The 17,461-nt window shown below is 49.3% G+C and carries 18 protein-coding genes; 9 read left to right on the top strand and 9 right to left on the bottom strand.

Translation table 11 applies throughout. The features are described 5' to 3' along the window. Positions 1–310 precede the first annotated feature (310 nt). Positions 311–1,666, top strand: coding sequence for an MFS transporter (locus ACEPPX_RS00905; protein WP_416622568.1), 1,356 nt, complete (start codon positions 311–313; stop codon positions 1,664–1,666). Positions 1,667–1,781: 115 nt separating this feature from the next. Here ACEPPX_RS00905 and ACEPPX_RS00900 read toward each other — a convergent pair whose 3' ends face one another. Together ACEPPX_RS00900 and ACEPPX_RS00895 are read right to left on the bottom strand one after the other, a co-directional pair. Then, a complete protein-coding gene (locus ACEPPX_RS00900; RefSeq protein WP_416622567.1) occupies positions 1,782–2,435 on the bottom strand; it encodes a response regulator in 654 nt (217 codons plus the stop codon). Then, entirely contained in the window at positions 2,432–4,345 is a 1,914-nt protein-coding gene (locus tag ACEPPX_RS00895; protein WP_416622566.1) for a type IV pili methyl-accepting chemotaxis transducer N-terminal domain-containing protein, read from the bottom strand. The genes ACEPPX_RS00900 and ACEPPX_RS00895 overlap by 4 nt, the downstream gene beginning before the upstream one ends. 230 nt (positions 4,346–4,575) lie before the next feature. Between ACEPPX_RS00895 and ACEPPX_RS00890 the strand changes: the two genes are divergently transcribed. The 4 genes from ACEPPX_RS00890 to glp are packed head-to-tail and all read left to right on the top strand — an operon-like array spanning position 4,576 to position 7,068. Continuing rightward, positions 4,576–4,824: a MoaD/ThiS family protein gene (locus ACEPPX_RS00890; RefSeq protein WP_416622565.1), complete on the top strand. Its 249-nt coding sequence runs from the start codon at positions 4,576–4,578 to the stop codon at positions 4,822–4,824. Between the two features lie 2 nt (positions 4,825–4,826). Further along, positions 4,827–5,294, top strand: coding sequence for a molybdenum cofactor biosynthesis protein MoaE (locus tag ACEPPX_RS00885; protein WP_416622564.1), 468 nt, complete (start codon positions 4,827–4,829; stop codon positions 5,292–5,294). Beyond that, the gene (gene mobA, locus ACEPPX_RS00880) at positions 5,291–5,872 is read left to right on the top strand and encodes a molybdenum cofactor guanylyltransferase MobA (protein WP_416622563.1); all 582 of its coding nucleotides are present in this window, start codon (positions 5,291–5,293) and stop codon (positions 5,870–5,872) included. Before ACEPPX_RS00885 ends, mobA begins: the two co-directional genes overlap by 4 nt. Then, complete coding sequence (gene glp / locus ACEPPX_RS00875; RefSeq protein WP_416622562.1) at positions 5,869–7,068, top strand: gephyrin-like molybdotransferase Glp; 1,200 nt, start codon at positions 5,869–5,871, stop codon at positions 7,066–7,068. The genes mobA and glp overlap by 4 nt, the downstream gene beginning before the upstream one ends. Before the next feature lie 127 nt (positions 7,069–7,195). On the opposite strand, the gene ACEPPX_RS00870 is transcribed toward glp, so the two are convergent. The 4 genes from ACEPPX_RS00870 to typA all read right to left on the bottom strand — a co-directional run bounded on the left by ACEPPX_RS00870 (position 7,196) and on the right by typA (position 11,712). Further along, positions 7,196–7,348: a hypothetical protein gene (locus ACEPPX_RS00870; RefSeq protein ID WP_416622561.1), complete on the bottom strand. Its 153-nt coding sequence runs from the start codon at positions 7,346–7,348 to the stop codon at positions 7,196–7,198. A gap of 385 nt (positions 7,349–7,733) precedes the next feature. Further along, positions 7,734–8,516: a malonyl-ACP O-methyltransferase BioC gene (bioC, locus tag ACEPPX_RS00865; protein ID WP_047760151.1), complete on the bottom strand. Its 783-nt coding sequence runs from the start codon at positions 8,514–8,516 to the stop codon at positions 7,734–7,736. Further along, positions 8,506–9,660 (bottom strand): 8-amino-7-oxononanoate synthase, encoded by a 1,155-nt coding sequence (gene bioF / locus ACEPPX_RS00860; protein WP_416622560.1) that lies wholly within the window; start codon positions 9,658–9,660, stop codon positions 8,506–8,508. Before bioF ends, bioC begins: the two co-directional genes overlap by 11 nt. Positions 9,661–9,900: 240 nt before the next feature. After that, a complete protein-coding gene (gene typA / locus ACEPPX_RS00855; RefSeq protein ID WP_416622559.1) occupies positions 9,901–11,712 on the bottom strand; it encodes a translational GTPase TypA in 1,812 nt (603 codons plus the stop codon). 398 nt (positions 11,713–12,110) lie between these two features. On the opposite strand from typA, the gene bfr (ACEPPX_RS00850) reads away from it, so the two are divergent. The 3 genes from bfr (ACEPPX_RS00850) to recD all read left to right on the top strand — a co-directional run bounded on the left by bfr (ACEPPX_RS00850) (position 12,111) and on the right by recD (position 15,067). Next, a complete protein-coding gene (gene bfr, locus ACEPPX_RS00850) occupies positions 12,111–12,575 on the top strand; it encodes a bacterioferritin (protein WP_047760148.1) in 465 nt (154 codons plus the stop codon). 25 nt (positions 12,576–12,600) lie between these two features. After that, on the top strand, positions 12,601–13,074 hold the full coding sequence (gene bfr / locus ACEPPX_RS00845; RefSeq protein WP_416622558.1) for a bacterioferritin: 474 nt from the start codon (positions 12,601–12,603) through the stop codon (positions 13,072–13,074). Between the two features lie 259 nt (positions 13,075–13,333). Then, a complete protein-coding gene (gene recD, locus ACEPPX_RS00840; RefSeq protein WP_416622557.1) occupies positions 13,334–15,067 on the top strand; it encodes an exodeoxyribonuclease V subunit alpha in 1,734 nt (577 codons plus the stop codon). Positions 15,068–15,250: 183 nt separating this feature from the next. Here recD and cueR read toward each other — a convergent pair whose 3' ends face one another. Genes cueR through ACEPPX_RS00825 form a run of 3 tightly spaced genes read right to left on the bottom strand, consistent with a single transcriptional unit; the run spans position 15,251 to position 17,079 of the window. Further along, complete coding sequence (cueR, locus tag ACEPPX_RS00835) at positions 15,251–15,643, bottom strand: Cu(I)-responsive transcriptional regulator (RefSeq protein ID WP_075968067.1); 393 nt, start codon at positions 15,641–15,643, stop codon at positions 15,251–15,253. A gap of 9 nt (positions 15,644–15,652) precedes the next feature. Then, positions 15,653–16,420 (bottom strand): sulfite exporter TauE/SafE family protein, encoded by a 768-nt coding sequence (locus ACEPPX_RS00830; RefSeq protein ID WP_047760145.1) that lies wholly within the window; start codon positions 16,418–16,420, stop codon positions 15,653–15,655. 53 nt (positions 16,421–16,473) lie between these two features. Further along, positions 16,474–17,079, bottom strand: coding sequence for a CNP1-like family protein (locus ACEPPX_RS00825; protein WP_416622556.1), 606 nt, complete (start codon positions 17,077–17,079; stop codon positions 16,474–16,476). Between the two features lie 155 nt (positions 17,080–17,234). On the opposite strand from ACEPPX_RS00825, the gene ACEPPX_RS00820 reads away from it, so the two are divergent. Next, positions 17,235–17,459: a sulfurtransferase TusA family protein gene (locus ACEPPX_RS00820; protein ID WP_047760143.1), complete on the top strand. Its 225-nt coding sequence runs from the start codon at positions 17,235–17,237 to the stop codon at positions 17,457–17,459. The last annotated feature ends 2 nt before the right edge of the window (positions 17,460–17,461 follow it).

Genomic DNA, 17,461 nt, shown 5'->3' with positions numbered 1-17,461 from the left:
AAAATGGTTTGGCTGCACCGGTGAGGTGTTGTTTTAGAGAAAAACAACCACCGCAATGCCGAAAATTTTCAGACGGCATTAATGGCTCCGGAGTTACCTAAGTTTACAATTGATGGTTTTTTGTAAACTTGCTATATTGGGTACGATACTGCCGCAAAACCTGATTGGCCTGAAGAACGCACTACCATATGCTTATTCCGAGGGATATCTCGCTCACAAAGCACAGATGCACAACTCCGGGTTAACTGTCTATCCGACGGCAAATAAGCGGTGTTTATTTAACAGACAATATTTTGGAGTGCATCTGAAAATGAGTAATATTACCCGGGGTGCAGACGGGCAAGAGGCCGTGTTGCGCAACGATCCGTACAAAGTGGCGGTTGCCTCAATGATCGGTACGGCTATCGAATTTTACGATTACTATATCTATGCGGCAGCAGCTGTGCTGGTGTTCAATACCCAGTTCTTCGACAAAAGCAACCCCGGCGTTGCTATTTTGCTTTCACTTTCCACATTGGCTTTGGCTTTTTTTGCCCGCCCTTTGGGATCGGCACTTTTCGGACATTTCGGCGATAAAATCGGCCGTAAGAAAACTTTAGTGGCTTCTTTGCTAACTATGGGGATTTCTACCGTTGCCATCGGTTTGTTGCCCACTTATCAAAGTATCGGTATTTGGGCACCTTTGCTCTTGTGCATCTGCCGTATCGGGCAGGGGCTTGGCTTAGGCGGAGAATGGGGCGGTGCGGCCCTGGTTGCTACGGAAAACGCTCCCGAGGGCAAGCGTGCCTGGTTCGGTACATTTCCGCAATTGGGAGCACCCATCGGCCTGTTATTGGCTAACGGTGCCTTTTTCGGCGTGAGTGCGATTTTCGGTGCCGATGCATTGGTTGAATGGGCTTGGCGTATTCCTTTTCTAATTTCGATTGTTTTGGTGTTAATCGGTCTTTATATGCGCCTGACGCTGCATGAAAGCCATGTCTTTAAAGAAGTTGAAGATAAAGGTTTGAAAGTGGATGCGCCGGTAAAAGAGGTGATGGTGAAGCATATCAAGCCGATTCTGCAGGGTACGTTTATCATGACTGCAACGTATGTGCTGTTTTATGTGATGACGGCATTTGTGCAGGTTTATTCGAAAAGCCCCGTGGCTTTGTCGCCGTCAGGACATCCTACGGGTTTGGGTATCGCGGCAAATACCTTTACCGGATTTTTGATGATCGGAGCGGTGGTGTTTGGTATTTTTACCAGTATTTCAGGTATTTTTGCAGATAAAATCGGCCGCCGTGCTTGGTTGATCGGCATAACCTTGCTTATTATTATTTTCGGTTTGGCGATGCCCTTGTTTCTGCTGAACGGTACACCTGTCAGTGTTTTGGCTTTTATTTTGGTCGGTATGGTGTTGATGGGTTGTACTTTCGGCCCGATGGCAGCTTTGTTGCCTGAGCTTTTCCCTACTGAAGTACGCTATTCGGGCGCATCGCTTGCATATAATTTTGCCGCTATTGTCGGAGCGTCGATTGCAACTATTGTGGCGATTAAATTGAATGAAAATTACGGTTTAATGGGTGTAGGCGTTTATTTGGCCGTAAACGGTATTTTATCGTTATTGGCATTATGGAGCGTACACGAGACAAAAGATGTCAGTTTGGTGAAAGTGAGCCGCAATTGAAATAATGCCGTCTGAAAAGAGACCCGGAAGGGTCTCTTTTTTTAAGGTTGATTTACCCGAATACAAGGAAAGTGAAACGGGCTTACCGCTTCATTTTTGTGCTCGGCTATGTTTTCTAGTCCGGTTGCGGTACGTTGTGCTGTACGGCATATACGGCTGCCTGTACTCGGCTGGTTAGCTCAAGTTTACGTAAGATATTTTGCACGTGTACTTTAATAGTGGATTCGGCCAAATCCAAGTGGCGGGCAATCACTTTATTACTGTGGCCCGCGGCCAAGTGGCCGAGAATTTCCATTTCCCTAGGTGTTAGGCTGGCTAATTCTTGGTTTTTCGGCGGAGTGGCGGGGGAAATCAGCGATTGAACCAGGCGTGCCGTCATTTCGGGCGAAAAAACGTTATCACCGTCTACGGCTTTGCGGATGCTTTCAAGTAAAAAGTCTGCATTGATATTTTTCAGCAGAAAGCCGCGTGCGCCGATACGCATACATTCGGTGAGGTCGTCGCTGTCTTCCGATACGGTCAGCATCACTACGGTTTGTTCGGGCTTGGCACTAAGGATTTGCGCCAAGGCTTCGCGGCCGTTCATTACGGGCATATCCAAGTCCAGTAGTACAATGTCGGGACATACCTGCTCTACCAACTTGACTCCGGCTAGGCCATCGGCAGCTTCGCCGACGATTTCGAAATCATTCTGTCTTGAAAGCAATGCTTTGATTCCGCTGCGAAATAGTGTGTGGTCATCGATTAATGCAATTTTAATATGGCTCATGTTACGGTTCTTTCGTGATGTGGCAGGGTAAGGGTAATTTCAGTACCTTCGGTTACCCTGGATTGTATGTTAAGTTCTGCATGAATGCGACGTGCGCGCTCGTGCATAATGCCTAGTCCGACGTGCTCGCCGGAAATTTGTTTGAGGCGGGCGGTATCAAAACCGATGCCGTCGTCGCGGATGCGTAGTATGAAATCTTGCTCGTTGATAATCTGAATGTCGACATGTCGGGCTTGGGCATGTTTGCGGATATTCGACAAACTCTCTTGCAGGATGAAAATCACTTGAAGTTGTTCGTCGCTGCTAAGGGGAAAGCCTTCTCCCTGCCAACGGATATCGGCGGGAATCTGGGTTTGCTGTTCGAAGCGTTTTACTAGAGTATGCACGGCTTCGGGAAATTCTTTACGGCTGATTTTGGTACGGAAATTGAGTAGTAGTTCGCGTACGTCATCATAGCATTCTTGTACGCCGTCTTTGATAAAGCGCAGATTTTCTTCGGCTTGTTCTTGTTCCTGCCGCTGCATGGCGCTTTCAAGCATTTGCACTTGCAGATTGAGAAAGGTGAGTGTTTGGGCGATGCTGTCGTGCAGGCCTTGCGCCATCAAGTTGCGCTCTTGCAATACGGCCAGTTGGCGGCTTTCCTCAACCAAGCGGATATTGGCGATGGTTACGCCGAGTTGGTCGCACAGTGCTTTGAGTAGGGCGGTCTCTTGGTCGGATAGTTTGAGGCCGCCTGAAAAATACAGTGTGAGAATACCGATTTTTTGCTCTTGGTAGCGGATCTGGAAAACAGCGATATCATCAAAGCCGACGCGCTCGCATAAGGTTTTTGCGATATTTTCACCGGATACCTTTTGATGAGTATCGTAAAACTGTACGGGATAGCCGTCCGTACGCGCGGCAGATTTTCCGCAAAGGCAGTCTTCAAGATGTTCGCATTGTTCGGCATTCTGCATTGTTTGAGGCAAGCCACTGCTGGCAACTAAATCCATCCGTTGCCTGTCGAAATCAAGCAGCCGGATACTGGCTGCCGAAGCCGGTAGTTGAGGTAATACTTTATTGAGAAAATTATCGGCGGCTTTTACGGCGGTTTGTGATTGGTGTAGTTCGCTTGAGGTTTGGTACAGCGTTTCCAACTCGTGGTTTTTCAATTCGAGATTACGCGTTTGCAATGCCACTTGGCCTTCAAGGTCGGTGTAAAGAGTTTGCAGGTGTGCGCTCATTTGGTTGAAACCTTTGCCCAACTGGGCAAATTCAGCGACGGTACCGGTGCCAACGCGGGTGCCAAAATGGCCTTTTCGGATGGCGCTAACTCCTTCACGTAAGATATCAATAGGGCGGATTACCCATAAATACAGTAATACCACCATCACACCGGCTCCAACCAATACCATGACCATCAAGGCCGTCTGAAAAAGGCGGAGCCATTCGGTATTGCGGGTATTGACTTTTTCTACCGAAAGAACAAAGTCATCAATAATGCCGACGAATTGTTTGAGTTGCGCGGCATCTGGTACGGTGCCTGCCTGAATCTTCGGCTTGATATTCTGATACCAATGTTGCTGCATATTATGCATATTTTGGTGGATTTGCGGTGTATCGGGCAGAAACAGCGGGCGTTTGGGGTCACCTTTTTCAATGGTATGCAGTGCATCTTCGAAAGATTGCAGTTGGGCTTCGATCACCGCATAATCTGCTTGGCGCTCGGCCAGATAAGCCAACCGGTAGGTACGCATACGCAGGCTGCCCGCCTCGTTGATAGCTGCCCCTGCACCTTCCAGCCGCCATGAAAGTACCAGCGTGAAAGCGATGGAAAACAAAGCCGCGCCTACCCACAAACAGGTAAGTAGTTTAAGTCGCCCGGATAAACTGGCGGTGTATTTTCGGCGGAACCGTGCAATCAGATTCATGGCTAAGGCAGGTTGGTAAAAATGATGGATACCCTATCACCGTAAGAAGCGGGCTGCAATCCGCCAAAGGGAGGATGCCGCTTTAGTCTTATGAAGATGGGTTTTGCGGTAAAATTCTGACAATATTTCCATAACACGGTAGGAAACGGTACAGGCAAGGCGTTTCAGACGGCTTGTAATGCGGTTGTAAATACCGTGGCTACAAATAATACGATAATGGTTTGAACACAATGATTACGATTCTTTATTTCGGCGTATTAAAACAGCAGTTGGCTACCGCACAAGAACAGTTGGAATGGCAGGGAGGCAGTGGTCGCGAACTACTCGAACTTTTGCAGGCGCGCGGTGATACATGGCGTGAGGCTTTGGCAGAAGATAAAATTTTCCGATTGGTGATCAATAAGAAAATCAGTAACTGGGAAGACTATATCCCTTCGGATGCCGAAGTCGGCCTGTTGCCGCCCGTAACCGGAGGCTGAGTATGAAAACCCTTATCCGCATCCAACATGAAGATTTCAACCTCAACGAAGAATATCAGGCGTTGCTTCAACGAAGCCGTAATACCGGAGCCGTCGTGGCGTTTAGCGGACTGGTGCGCGACAGAGATACCGATACCCCGCTTTCGCATTTATTCTTGGAGCATTTCCCCGAGGTAACGGAGGCAGAGATCGCCCGTATTGCCGATTCCGCCTTCAGCCGTTGGCCGCTTACCGCCTGTACCGTCATCCACAGGGTGGGAATGTTGGCGGCAGAAGAGCAAATAGTCTTGGTATTGGTTGCTTCCGAACACCGCAAAGCCGCATTTGCCGCTGCCGAATACCTGATGGATTACCTTAAAACAGAAGCCCCGTTTTGGAAGCAAGAGCATTTTTCAGACAGCCGTTCTCATTGGGTGGAAGCAAAAGTTACCGATGTGGAAGCCGCCCAAAGTTGGGAAAAGGCGCAATGAATATTACGGCATTGATTTTGGCAGGCGGACAAGGCAGCCGTATGGGGGGCGAAGACAAAGGCTTGATCGAATGGCAAGGCAAAGCTTTTATTGACCATGTGGTCGACTGCCTGCGTCCTCAAGTAAAACATATTGCCATCAGTGCCAACCGCAATTTGGAGCAATACGCACAACGCAGCCCGCATGTATTCTCCGATGCGCGGCGTTGGCAGATGATGGGCCCTTTGGCCGCATTGTGTACCGCTGCCAGCGATTTGCAATTGGCCAGTGCGGATTGGCTGTTAACCGTGCCTTGCGACACTCCCCATCTGCCGCAGGATTTGGTTGCCACATTTTCGGTGGCCGCCCGTAAATCCCCTTTGTGCCATGCGTTTTATGCGCAAACTTCCGCGCGTGCGCATTACAGCATTATGTTTGTCCGTCCGCAGCTTTTGCCTGCCGCAGTCACTTATCTGAATGCCGGTGCCCGTACCATTCGCGGTTGGCTGCAGCAACAGCGCGCCCGAGCAGTGATGTTTCCGCACGAGGCTGATTTCACTAATTACAACTCACCACAAGATATGGAATATCCGACATGATAGATTTCGAAACCGCCCGCCGGCAATTATTCGATACTCATAATTGTACGCTGGAATGCGTTAATCTTGCCTTAGGAGAAGCTGCCAACCGTGTATTGGCAGCTCCGCTGAATGCCCGATATCCAAGCCCTTTGTTTGATAATAGTGCGATGGACGGCTATGCCGTTTGCGATACCGAAGGGGGGGTGAAGCAATTTTCCGTAGTCAGCCGCATTCAAGCAGGGCAAACCGCCGATATGCCGTTATCTCACGGGCAGGCGGTACGGATTTTTACCGGTGCGCCGCTGCCGGCCAATACTACCGCCGTCGTACCGCAGGAGCAAACTACGATAGACGGCGATATTCTTTCGGTTGAGGCCGATATCCGTGCAGGACAGCATATGCGCCTGAAGGCTGAAGAAATCGATGCAGGGCAAGAGTTGTTGCCGGAAGGATGCACCCTGAATGCCGCTGCTTTGGGCTTGGCCGCTTCCCAGGGGTATAAGAATGTTCCCGTGTTTGCACGTTTGAAGGTTATCGTGTTTTCCAGCGGGAATGAATTGACCGAACCGGGCGATGCTTTGGGGGAAAGTAAAATTTATGATGCCAACCGTTACCAATTGATGGCATTGTTGCGCATGATTGGCGCCGAAGTTATGGACGGCGGTATTTTGCCCGATGATTTGGCGCGGACGGAAGCTGCTTTGGGCTTTGCCGCTAAAAAATTTGATGTAATTGTTACCAGCGGCGGTGCCTCCGTAGGGGAAGCCGATTATCTCAAACAGGCAATCGAAAATGTCGGCCATCTGACTACGCACACATTGGCCATCAAGCCCGGCAAGCCTTTCGCGTGGGGCAGTATCGCACGTACCAATGTATTTATCCTGCCGGGTAATCCTGTTGCGACATTTGTAACCGCACATATGTTGCTGTTGCCGGTACTAAACAAAATGATGGGTAAAAACCCCCGTCATTGGCAATTGCCCGTGATCACTGCCAAAGCGGCTTTCAATACTGCCAAACCGATTAAACGCAGGGAGTTTTTACGGGTAATGGTAGAAACAGATGAGGCTGGCGATACCGTGGCCCGTTTGTTACCGAATCAGGGTTCCGCCATGCTCAGTACTTGCGCGCGCGCGCATGCGTTTTGCGAAGTGCCTCCCGGAGAAACCATTTCCGAAGGGCAGAAGGTTAATATTCATTTATTGCCCGATTAATTTTCCTCGTAAAAATGCCGTCTGAAAAATGTGTGGTTTTCAGACGGCATTTTATTTTTGTAATAAAAACTTATAAAGCGCGGATCCGTTGGTTTCGTATGGTTGCCTGCTGGTGTTTTCTAAGCCGTTAGCGGGGAGGGTCAAAGCTTTCTATTTTGGGCAAGCGGCAGATTTTTCCGTGACGGTCGGGATGTGCTTTGCCATCCGTACCGCGTATTTCCAGCGCGCCGTTGCCTACAAAAAATACCATATTATGTGCTGCGGCATCTAATTCAATCATATCGTCTTTTTCCAAAGAAACCTTCCCCGCCTGATTTGCGGCAGCTCGCTTGCCACTCCGCCGACATAGCGGCTTTTGAAAACATAAATTCCCTATGGGCGGAGCGTTAGTTCGGCTTCAATGTAATCGCAGTCCGGTCAGGGCAATTCACCGCGATATAGGCCAGCCTATTGGCTGGCATCTTGGCGGGATACCGATTGTCAAGGTTGCTGGGCGGAGGTTTTTTGCCGTGGTTGGCCTGAACCAGGAGGAGAGCAGGCGGATAGTGCCGCGAGAAGGATGATGCAGCCTGCCGTTTTCCATTTTTGCGCTTTCATGACTTTTTTCCAAGTAATCTTGTTTGGTAATGGGAGGCCGTATCGAAAAATCAGCCATAGGTGTTTTCCTATAAGGCTTTTCGAGCGATAACGTAAACTACATGGTAATCAAGCGGTAGCAAGCCGTTTTCATCCCGCATGGCTTCATAGGCCGTCTGAAATTTCAGCCAACGCTGTTTGCCCGTCAGGCCGCGTTCAGTGCGCTCAAGTACATGATTGGCGCCGACGTGTTTCAAATCACCCAAAAGGCTTTTGAGATCAGGGAAGCGGCGGGTACAGGTTTCACTAAAAATTGTGCGGGTAGCAAAAATATCGAAAGCAGCGGTGATTTCCTCTTGCGGTAGAAAGCGGTTGGTGTGTGCGGCATGGTCTGCCGCTTGCCAAGCATGTGAAAGCTGGCTCAGGCTGCCTTGTGAGAGTGTGGCAACGGCCGCTATTCCGCCCGGTTTTAATACCCTCAGCATTTCTGCGGCGGTTTGAGGAAGATCGCACCATTGTACCGCAAGGCTGCTAAAGCAGATATCGAAACTGTTTTCGGTAAGAGGCAATGCTTCGGCATCGGCCAGGAGGCAGGCAGGGGCATCGGGTGTTTGGCGGATATGGCGCAACATGCCCTCGGCTAAGTCTAAAGCCAGCACGTTGGCGCCTTCTTCGGTGAGAATACGGCTGAAGTAGCCGCTGCCGGCACCGATATCGAGAATGTTTTTTCCGGTTAGTCCGTTTGCTTCAGTGCATTGCAAATATTGCAGCAGGGTATGGCCGACATGGCGTTGGAGTTCGGCCGCGCGGTCATATCCTTGGGCGGCTTGGCTGAATGCGCGGGCGATACGTATTTTTTGTTCAGACGGCATAGTGCAATCCTTGCAAAAGGGCGTCGATATGTTCTGCTTCATGAGCGGCAGTTAATGTAATGCGAAGGCGCGCCTGTCCTTGCGGTACGGTAGGTGGCCGGATAGCGGGTACATACAAACCTTGTGCCGATAGCTTTTCAGCGGCATCCAATGCGGCTTGATTGCTGCCGCATATAAGCGGCTGAATGGCGGTTTGAGAGGGGAGCAGGCGTTCTGCCATACCGAGTTGCCGAATCCCTGCTCGGAAACGGGTAATGTTTTGCTGCAGTTTCGCTCTTAATCCGTCTGCTTCCCGTATCCGTTGGAATGCGGTGCTGAGTGCAACGGCTTGGGCTGGCGGGATAGCCGTACTGTAAATCAGATGCCGGGCAAATTGGGTCAGGTACTCGGCAGTTTCATGGTTGCACAATACGGCGGCTCCCATTGAACCGACTGCCTTTCCGAATGTGATGATCAGGATGTCGGGATGTTCGCCTGCCGCTGCCGCACTGCCCCGGCCTTCTTCGCCGAGTATTCCGATACCGTGCGCATCGTCTAGGAGCAACAAGGCTCCGTAGCGGCGGGAGAGTGCGCATAATTGCGGGATATCGGCACAATCGCCGTCCATACTGAATACGCCTTCACTGGCGATTAAAACAGAGTTATCGGCGTATGTTTCGAGTTGTTGGGCAAGAATGTCGTAACGTTGATGGGTGAAACGGCGGTAAAGCGCCGGAGAGAGTGCGGCGGCTTCCTGCATGGAAGCATGGCAAAGTTTATCGGCCAGAAGAATATCATCTTGACGGAGCAGACCGAGTAATACGGCTTGATTCGCGCTGTATCCGCTGGAAAACAGTAAGGCGCGCTCATAGCCCAACCATTGTTGCAATTGCTGTTCTAGGGTCGCATGCGCTTCGGTATGGCCGCTAACTAGGGGCGAGCCTCCGCTGCCTATACCATAACAGGATAAGGCTTGCTGCCATGCGCAGATGATTTCGGGATCATGGCTAAGGCCAAGATAATCGTTTCCCCCGAAATTCAGGTAGCGTTTTCCGTTGCGCTCGAGGTAAGGCGGTTGAGTTGCACGGCGGGCGATGAGGCAGCGATAAGCCTGCTTGCGCTGTTGTTCGGCTAATGCCTGTTGAAAGCGGGCTGTCCAAGTCATAATGAAAACGGATATATAAAGGTGCTGCGAGTGTGCGTATTTTTAAACGTACTGTCAAATTTTATGAAGGGTTAACTGATATCCGGATAGGAAGAAAGGGATGGAGGGGTTGCAAATCAAATGTTTGCAAAATAAAAAATTTGATTACGGGTATTCCAGTGAATATCCGTAATTGATGGTTTTAATAAAAATGCCGTCTGAAAATATTTTCAGACGGCATTTTCACAAGATTAATGTTAATTAATCAAGTTTTTTGAAATGCTTGCGGCGCTCATGTTCTTGCAGGTAGCGTTTGCGCAAGCGGATGGATTGCGGAGTAATCTCGACCAGCTCGTCGTCATCGATAAATTCTACTGCGCTTTCCAAAGTCAGCTTGATCGGTGTGGTCAAGCGTACGGCTTCATCGGTACCGCTGGCGCGAACGTTGGTGAGCTTTTTACCTTTGAGAGGGTTAACCACCAAATCGTTATCGCGGCTGTGGATGCCGATAATCATACCTTCGTAGATTTTCTCGCCCGGAGATACAAACATACGGCCCCGGTCTTCAAGATTCCACAGGGCATAAGCTACGGCTTCACCGTTTTCTTGCGATACCAATACACCGTTATGACGGCCCGGCATATCCGGTTTTACGGGTGCATAGTCATCGAAAACGTGGCTCATCAAACCGGTACCGCGGGTCATGGTCATGAATTCGCCCTGGAAGCCGATCAGACCGCGTGCCGGAATATGGTATTCCAAACGTGTGCGGCCGTTTCCGTCGCTTTCCATATTGGTCAGCTCGCCGCGGCGGCGTCCCAGCTCTTCCATAACCGCCCCTTGGTTGTCGTCGGGCACGTCTACGGTCAGGTTTTCATACGGCTCGCATTTTTCACCGTTGATCTCACGATATACTACGCGCGGCTTGCCTACGGCCAGCTCATAACCCTCGCGGCGCATATTTTCAAGAAGGATAGTCAGGTGAAGCTCACCACGGCCGGATACGCGGAATACGTCGGCATCATCGGTATCTTCTACGCGCAGGGCTACGTTGGTCAGCAACTCTTTTTGCAAACGGTCGCGGATTTGGCGGGAGGTAACGAATTTACCTTCCGTGCCGGCCAGCGGGCTCGTGTTAACCATGAAGTCCATGGTGAGGGTAGGTTCGTCCACGCTTAACATGGGCAGGCCGACAGGGTTGTCTTTTTCGCAGATGGTTACGCCGATACCGATATCCTCGATACCGGAAATGATTACGATATCGCCCGCTTCGGCTTCTTCCAAAGGCACGCGCTCCAAGCCTTTAAAGCCCAAGAGTTGGTTGATGCGGCCTTGGGCGACTTGTTTGTCGTGATTCATTACGGAAACGACTTGGCCCGGTTTGATGCGGCCGTTAAGGATGCGGCCGATACCCAGGCGGCCGGTATAGTTGTCGTAATCGAGTTGTGAAATTTGCAGTTGCAGCGGTGCGTCCGCACTACCGCTGGGGGCGGGAGTATGTTTCAGAATGGTGTCGAAAAGCGGGCGCATGTTGTCGCTTTCGTCTTCTTCTTCCAATTTGGCAAAACCCGAAAGGCCCGAAGCGTAAACGATGGGGAAGTCCAGCTGCTCGTCTGTGGCTCCGAGATTGTCGAATAATTCGAAGGTTTGGTCGATTACCCAACTCGGACGTGCGCTCGGTTTGTCGATTTTATTGATGACAACAATCGGTTTCAGGCCGAGTGCGAGTGCTTTTTTGGTAACGAAGCGGGTTTGCGGCATGGGACCTTCTTGGGCGTCGACTAACAATACTACACAGTCGACCATGCCGAGTACACGTTCTACTTCACCACCGAAGTCGGCGTGTCCGGGCGTATCAACGATGTTGATATGGTAGCCTTCATATTCGATGGCTGTATTTTTGGCAAGAATGGTAATGCCGCGTTCTTTTTCAAGATCGTTGCTGTCCATTACGCGTTCGTCAACCTGCTGATTGGCGCGGAATGTACCGGATTGTCGCAGTAGTTGGTCAACCAAGGTGGTTTTACCGTGGTCAACGTGGGCGATAATGGCAATATTGCGAATTGCTTTCATGGCTTAAGGGCCTTTATAAATTTCTAAAAAGATAACTGCACATTATAACACGGTTTTTCAGCTAATTTGCGAATCGTTATATGTATGTAAATCTTGAAGGTGGCGGGTGTTGCAATGATATGGTCATTTTTTCGGGTTAATTTTTGTAAATTAACAGGCGGCGTGTGATAGATTATCAATATCATAATTGGTAAAAATCTAAAATAAACAAATATCTAAGCGGGAGTGTAATCATGGAGGTAATGTGGTTACATTTGATAATTGTTTGTATTTTAAATAGAAAGTTGAAAAATATAACCCGGTTGTTACAATGGCGCCATGAATAGAAACCGTGACATGCCGTCTGAATGGCTAGGGCGGTATGGCTGCATATTGTTAATACGGAAAGGAAAGACACAATGCAAGGCAACCCAGAAGTGATTGCTTATATGAACGAACTTTTAGCCGGTGAGCTTGCCGCGCGTGACCAATATTTTATCCATTCACGGATGTATGCCGAGTGGGGGTATAACAAACTCTTTGAGCGCTTGGGACATGAAATGGAAGAAGAAACCGAGCATGCAGAGGCTTTTATCCGCCGTATTTTGATGTTGGGCGGCACACCTAAAATGGTCCCCGCCGCTGTGAATATCGGTGAAGATGTTCCGGCCATGTTGCGCGCTGATTTGAATACGGAATATGAAGTACGCGATGCTTTGAAAAAAGGCATTAAGTTGTGCGAGGAAAAGCAGGACTATGTAACCCGTGAGCTGATGGTGGCACAGTTGAAAGATACCGAAGAAGACCATGCGCATTGGTTGGAACAGCAGCTGCGTTTGATTGAATTGATGGGTTTGCAAAACTATTTGCAAAGCCAACTGTAATCATCACGAAATTAAGGAGAGTGTGATGCAAGGCGACCGTATGGTGATTCGCGAACTGAATAAAAATCTGGGTTTGCTACTGGTAACCATCAACCAATATTTTCTACACGCCCGCATTTTGAAAAACTGGGGCTTGGAAGAATTAGGCGAGCATTTTTACAAACAGTCTATCGTAGAAATGAAATCAGCCGATGCTTTAATCGAGCGGATTTTGATGCTGGAAGGCCTGCCTAATTTACAAGAGTTGGGTAAATTGTTGATCGGCGAAAATACCGAAGAAATCATTGCCTGTGATTTGAACAAAGAGAATGAGAAACATCAAGCTTTAGCGGCGGCAATTGCTTTGTGTGAAGAGAAGCAGGACTATGTCAGCCGTGCGCTGCTTGAAAAGCAAAAAAATATCAACGAAGAACACATTGACTGGCTGGAAACCCAGCAAGAACTAATTGCCAGTTTGGGTTTGCCCAATTACCTGCAAACAGGGGCGCAGGAGAGCTGATACAAGACTCTTGCGCAATATACTTTGGCAGTTTTTCAGACGGCACACCTTATGGGCGTGCCGTTTTTATATGCTAACATTGCTTTTTCCGTATCGAGCAAGATTAGGGGTAGTTTACTGATCGGTTATTTGATTTTGCCGTTTGAAAATATATTTGGCCGGAATGAACGATTTGTTCGGCAGCTTTTTATCATACTGCCTTGCTTTTTGTCTTATTTTTAATATAAATCAATATATTATTTTAGAAATTAACTAAACGATGACAGGCGAAGTTTTACAGATAGACCCTAACCGCGCGGCAGCGGAAGCAGTAGCCGATTTACTGATGCGCCGCAGTCCCGAAATGGCCGGCAAAGTGTTGCCGTATCTGCCGCGTTTGTTTTCTGCGCTTTCAGACGGCCATGCTTTTATTTGGTTGAATGACGAGGAGGCGGAAGAGCTTTCCCTGGCATTTCCGATTGTGGGTAACAGCGGCAATACGCCGCTGATTTTGGAGGGGCGTCGGCTGTTTATCGGCAGAATCTGGCAGCTTGAATACGATTTGGCCAGAGAGATCGTACGTTTGGCTAAGTCTGAAATTGCGCCGGTAGATTGGATGCAAGCGGCACAATTGTTATCCGATTGGTTTATACGTCCGGGTAGTGAAGGGCAGAGAGACGCAGCTGCTTTGGCGTTGCTGAAGCCGTTTATGTTGATTAGCGGCGGCCCGGGTACGGGCAAAACCACTACGGTGGCAAAATTGTTGGGCTTGTTGTGCAGCGGTATTTCTGCTTTGCCGCGCATCGCATTGGCGGCGCCCACGGGTAAAGCCGCGGCACACATGGCGCGCGCTTTATACAGAGCTTTGGATGATTTCGATTTGTCGGAAAAAGTGCGTAATCATCTGCTTCAGTTAGAAGGCCAAACCGTACACCGTTTATTAAAATTGCGCCCTCCGCAGATGGCGCCGCAATTTAATGCCGACCAACCGCTGTCTTTGGATATTTTGGTTGTAGACGAAGCCTCTATGCTTGATATCGCTTTGTTGCGCCAGCTGTTGGCTGCTGTTCCCAGTGGTTGCCGTGTGATATTGTTAGGAGATGAAAACCAATTGCCTTCGGTAGGTGCAGGGGCCGTGTTGGCGCAGTTGGCACAACCCACCATATTAAGCGGCGAGACTGCACAACTATTGCAGAACATGTTGCCGCAACACGGTTTTCAGACGGCCTCTCAGCCGCAGCCTTTATCGGAAAATATCGCCCGCTTGTTGGTGAGCCACCGTTTTGGCGAAAACAGTGGAATCGGCAATTTGGCACGTTCGGTAGTGGCGGAAGATGCCGACAAAGCTTGGGCTCAGTTTGAACGTCATCCCGAAGTATTGTCGGCAAGGCAGGGGACGAGCCGTTTGCAAGCCGAAGAACTGTATGAATTACAGAAGGACTATTGGGCAGCTGTAGACGAAGGTAATGTGGCCAAAGCATTTGCCCGTCAAACCGATGCGGTTGTATTGGCTGCGTGGCGTGATGATGCGATCGAATTTAATGCAACCTATCGCCGCTGCTTGGCGAAATACGGGCGGGTGCGGACCGATACATCATGGTTTGCAGGGCAGATATTGATGGTGGAGCGCAATGATTACAGTTTGGGCGTGTTTAACGGTGATATCGGATTGGTGATGCCTGATGAAAATAATCGCTTAAGCGCTTGGTTTGCTTCGGCAGACGGATATCGTCAGATTGCCTTGAGCCGCTTGCCTGCAACCGTTGAAGCATTTGCGATGACGGTACATAAAAGCCAAGGTTCGGAATACCGCGATGTTTGGCTGCTGCCGCCTTCCGTAACTTTATTGTCCGAGAATGGGGCGGGGTTGAACAAAGCCTTGCTTTATACTGCTATTACACGGGCGCGTGAAAGATTTGTTTTTTGGGGAGAGGAGGCGGCCTTTAAGCGTGCTTGTGTTTTGAACGAACCGCGCCGTAGTGCTTTGCGTGAAATGATAGGGCGTTTGTATTGAAAATAAAATATGGATAAAGAAGAGGCCGTCTGAAAAGTTTCAGACGGCCTTGTATATTTTGTATTTAGGCCCGGGGTAATCATGGTGCTTGATGATTGCGACCAACCTTATGCTATGTTTGAAAACGGGGTTTATAAGTATTTTTATTTTGCAGTATATGCTTCCACGGCTTTTATATCTTTTTTATGTATGATTTGACAGCTGTTCGATAATCGGACAACAGGGATCAAGATTACCTTGGCAGCTGTCGTGCCAACTTTGTAAAGTGGACGTCATGCTTTGTAGGCGTTCGATTTTTTCGCGTAGGTCGAGAATATGCCGGGCAGTCAGCTGTTTTACCTCTGCACTGGTGCGTTGGGGGTTATTTTTCAGCTCAAGCAGGGTTTTGATTTGCGCAAGCGAGAAACCCACATCTCGCGCGTGTTTGATAAAGTGCAGAGCTTCCAGGTCGGCATCGGTATAGCGGCGGTAACCTGATTGGTTGCGTTCCGCTTGAGCGATCAGCCCCATTTTTTCATAATCGCGGATCATTTTTCCGGAAAGCCCTGTACGTTTGGCCGCTTCGCTGATGTTCACGGTTTTTCCTTAAGCATTGAATAAATCCCAGCCGAAACGGCCTATCATAATTACCAGTAAAACCATAAAGCCGTAGCGCAAAAAGCGGCTGCCGCCTTTCAGTGCAACCTGTGCGCCGATAAGGCCCCCCGAAAGATTTGCGGCGGCAAGCGGTAATGCCCATGCCCAGACGATATGGCCATTAGGAATAAAAAAGGTGAGTGCGGCCAAGTTGGTCGTAAGGTTGATCACTTTGGCCGATGCGTTGGCGGTTAGAAAATCATAGGCGAAAAACCTTACGAATATGAAAGCCAGCAGGCTACCTGTTCCGGGGCCGAAAATGCCGTCATAAAAACCGATAAGTGCGCCGAAACCCAAGCCTATATAGTTTTCTTTGCGGCTAAGTGCGGTGGTGCGTACGGTTTGCCCCAAATCTTTTTTGGCGAAGGTGTAAATAAACATAGCCACCATAATCACCAACATAACGGGCTTGATGTATTGCACGGGCAGATAAGCGATTAGTTTGGCTCCGCAATAGGAGGCGGCAAAAGCAGCCGCAGCAGCAGGAAGCAACATTTTCCACGGTACGGCTATGCTGCGTACCAACCGGCCGGTAGCCATGGAGGTTCCGCAAAATGATGCGAATTTATTGATGCCCATTAACGAGGCTACCGGTGTAGAGGAGGGAAGGAAATTGAACAAGCCGGGAATTTGCAGCAATCCGCCGCCGCCGACGGCGGCATCCATCAGGCCGGCTAAAAAGCCGATAATAAGCAGCAGAATAAAATGTTCGTCCATAAAGGGGAGAGTCGTTAAAGAGGCCGTCTGAATATTTCAGACGGCCTGTAAGGTTATTTGGCGGTATTGGTAAGGGTATCGGCATAACGGCCGCTGCGTTGGCGTATGCGTTGTTTCAAGCCTTCTTCGGTACCGGGAACGCCGTCAATACAGAACGCACGGTAAATGACGCTGCGTATGGGGTCGGCCGTATTCAAAATTGCACCGATGGGTTTCCACTCTGCATTACGCGGCCGTATCCAGCGTTGGTTAACAGTATCTGCATAAGCAAAAGTTTTAAAGCTGGAGCGGTTTTTTTCATCTGCAGCCAACGATGTACCCGCGCAGTAAAAGCCTTCTGCGCTCAGGTTGTCGTAATCTTGTGCCGAGCGGGTGTTCAATATATAACGCACACTGCCGTCGGGAGCCAGGCTCAAACTATCCAGAAGTAATAGCGGACTTTTGTTGAAATCATTGTTGATATGGAGTTCGAACCACTCGCCTGTGCGAGTATCCGGTACGGGAGGTAAATCTACTTCGGCTTCTTTAAAACCATTTGCGGCGCGTTCGGCCGCGCTTTCTACATAGCGCGTGTTAACCAGCGTGTCTTTATCGTGGCGGGATGCCGCGACAACCTGGGCGCTTGCGATAATCATAGCCAGCAAACATAAACGGCGCATAGTGTTCTCCAATTGATTTGCGTGCACTATTGTAGGGATTTCGTTTCGGCCGTGCAATATAGGTTAAGGAAAAGGCCGGGTGCAGGCATCCTGTCCGTATTGGTGATTCATTTTATTTGGTTATATAATTAAAAATTATTTAAAGAAGAATATTTATGGATACGCAATTATTGGATGTGACGGGTTTGAAGTGTCCGTTGCCGATTTTGAAAGCCAAAAAAGCACTGGCTGCTATGCAGGCGGGGGAAGTTTTGACCGTATTGGCGACCGATGCCGGTGCTCCTGACGATTTTGCTGCGTTTTGTAAGCAAACCGGACATGTTTTGCTGGAATCCTCAGAAGAAGACGGTACTTACCGCTTAGTCGTTAAGCATAAATAAGG

Origin of the sequence: Neisseria sp. S1 (assembly GCF_048060015.1) — a bacterium.
Taxonomy (GTDB): domain Bacteria; phylum Pseudomonadota; class Gammaproteobacteria; order Burkholderiales; family Neisseriaceae; genus Neisseria; species Neisseria arctica.
This window is presented reverse-complemented; position numbering and strand designations above follow the sequence as displayed.